The sequence below is a fragment of the Mesorhizobium sp. M7A.F.Ca.AU.001.01.1.1 genome, from assembly GCF_004022735.1.
Lineage (GTDB): Bacteria > Pseudomonadota > Alphaproteobacteria > Rhizobiales > Rhizobiaceae > Mesorhizobium > Mesorhizobium ciceri.
In genome coordinates this window covers 1-2,148 of record NZ_RZPF01000922.1, presented here as the reverse complement: position 1 = coordinate 2,148, position 2,148 = coordinate 1, and the positions used below count along the sequence as shown (strand labels likewise).

Genomic DNA, 2,148 nt, shown 5'->3' with positions numbered 1-2,148 from the left:
CGTTCGGGAAATCCGGCCCCTGGACAAAGTCCATCAGCTTCGCCACCGGCGCGTCCCGGTTTTCGATCAGGTGAAGTGCGGCATCGCAAAGCGCGGCGGCGTTGTGGGGCGGGATCGATGTCGCCATGCCCACCGCGATGCCGGACGAGCCGTTGGCCAAAAGGTTGGGAAAGGCGCCGGGCAAAACCACCGGCTCCTCGTCTTCTTCATTGTAGGTCGGCCGATAATCGACGGCATCCTCGGTGATGCCGGACAAAAGTTCGGTCGCCACATCGGTCATGCGCGCTTCGGTGTAGCGCATGGCGGCGGCGTTATCACCGTCGATGTTACCGAAATTGCCCTGCCCGTCGACCAGGGGATAACGCATCGAGAAATCCTGCGCCAACCGCACCAGCGCGTCATAGATCGACTGGTCGCCATGCGGGTGGAACTTGCCCATCACCTCGCCGACGATGCGGGCGCATTTGGCAAAGCCCTGATCGGGGTTGAGCCGCAGCAGGCGCATGGCGTGCATGATGCGGCGATGGACCGGCTTCAGTCCGTCGCGCACATCGGGCAGCGCCCGGTGCATGATGGTCGACAGCGCATAGGCCAGATAGCGCTCTTCCAGCGCCTTCTTCAGATCGACCGGCTCGATGTGATCGCCACCGCCATTTTCAGGCGGCAAAAGCCTTTTTCCCATGGGCTCGGACTAGCCGAGCGGGTGATTCGCGGCAAGAGCCCGACGGAGATACCGGCCTTTCTGCAACATGAAACCATACCCCAGCGGATGTCGGCCAACATCAGCCTGTTACATGCGGGCTCTATCGCCAAGCGCGACGATATCCGGCTATCGGCTCTTCATGACAAATTCACCGGTTTGCGCAAAGACGGTGGGATCGGGTTTGCCTTTCACCGCGATTTTTGACCAATGTGCCGGGACACGCCTTTTTCCGGTCCAGTTCGTCACGGAATGGTGATGGCGCAAATAATTGAAAAAACAATTTCAGGACACTCTCAGGGACCTTGCGATGACAATCAAACGCTCAATTCTCAAGAAACTGGCTTTTTCGACCTTCTTGCTCACGCTGCCGCTGAATGCGGCCCTCGCACAGGATACGGCAGTGGCCGACCGGCTGAAGGCAGCGCTTGTCGCACAAGGTGTCGACATCACCTGGACCGGGGTGACCGGCGACAACACCAGCATGGTGCTGCAGGGCGTTGCCATCAAACCGGCGGCGGAGAAGGAAGCGCTTCCCATCGGCGACGTCAAACTCGAAGGCGTGACCGAGGCAAATGGCGGCTATGACATCGCCACCGTATCAACGGCTGCCTTCACACACAGCAAGGACGGCGTCACCCTCGACCTCAGCCCCTTCGTCATCCACGACATGACAGTTCCGGCCGACGGTTCCACCGGCCCGCTGGGCTCGCTGATGATGTACAAGTCCGCCGAACTCTCGAACATGACCGTCAAGGTCGCCGACAAGACCGCCTTCTCGATGGACGGGCTTGCCATCGAGATCACGCCGCCGGCGGACGGCAAGGCGATGGAATTCACCGCCACCACGGAAAAATTCAATGCCGACCTGACGCTGGTGGACGATCCCAAGTCCAAGGAAGTCATCAACGCGCTCGGCTACCAGAACATCGCGGGCAATCTCGAAATGGCCGGCACCTGGCAGCCCACGGACGGCAAGATGGAACTGTCGAAATACGACATCTCGGTCGAGAATGCCGGCACGCTCGGCATGACCTTCAATCTCGGCGGCTACACGCTGGACTTCATCAAGTCGCTGCAGGAAATGCAGAAGAAGATGGCGGCACAGCCGGAAGGCGCCGACAATTCGGCGCAAGGCATGGCCATGCTCGGCCTGTTGCAGCAGCTTTCGTTCAACAGCGCCTCGATCCGCTTCGACGACGATTCGCTGACCAACAAGGTTCTGGACTATGTCGGCAAGCAGCAAGGCATGTCCGGCAAGGACATCGCCAACCAGGCCAAGGCGATCGTGCCGTTCGGCATGGCGCAGCTCAACAATCCGGAACTGACTGCGCAGGTTACGGCCGCGGTCAGCAAATTCCTCGACGATCCGAAGAGCCTCGAAATCTCGGCCGAGCCGCCGGCATCCGTGCCGTTCGCGCTGATCATGGCGGGGGCCATGTCCAACC

General features: G+C 60.4%; 3 protein-coding genes. 2 read left to right on the top strand and 1 reads right to left on the bottom strand.

From position 1 onward, the window contains the following. A partial coding sequence (locus tag EN884_RS34005) for a DNA gyrase subunit A (protein WP_281034864.1) occupies positions 1 to 682 on the bottom strand: 682 nt, incomplete at its 3' end. Between EN884_RS34005 and EN884_RS34000 the strand changes: the two genes are divergently transcribed. Beyond that, positions 638 to 907, top strand: a complete 270-nt coding sequence (locus EN884_RS34000; RefSeq protein WP_127423385.1) for a hypothetical protein — start codon at positions 638 to 640, stop codon at positions 905 to 907. The genes EN884_RS34005 and EN884_RS34000 overlap by 45 nt on opposite strands. A 103-nt stretch (positions 908 to 1,010) precedes the next feature. Continuing rightward, positions 1,011 to 2,148, top strand: a 1,138-nt coding sequence (locus EN884_RS33995) for a hypothetical protein (RefSeq protein ID WP_128361039.1), incomplete at its 3' end; no start/stop codon positions are given.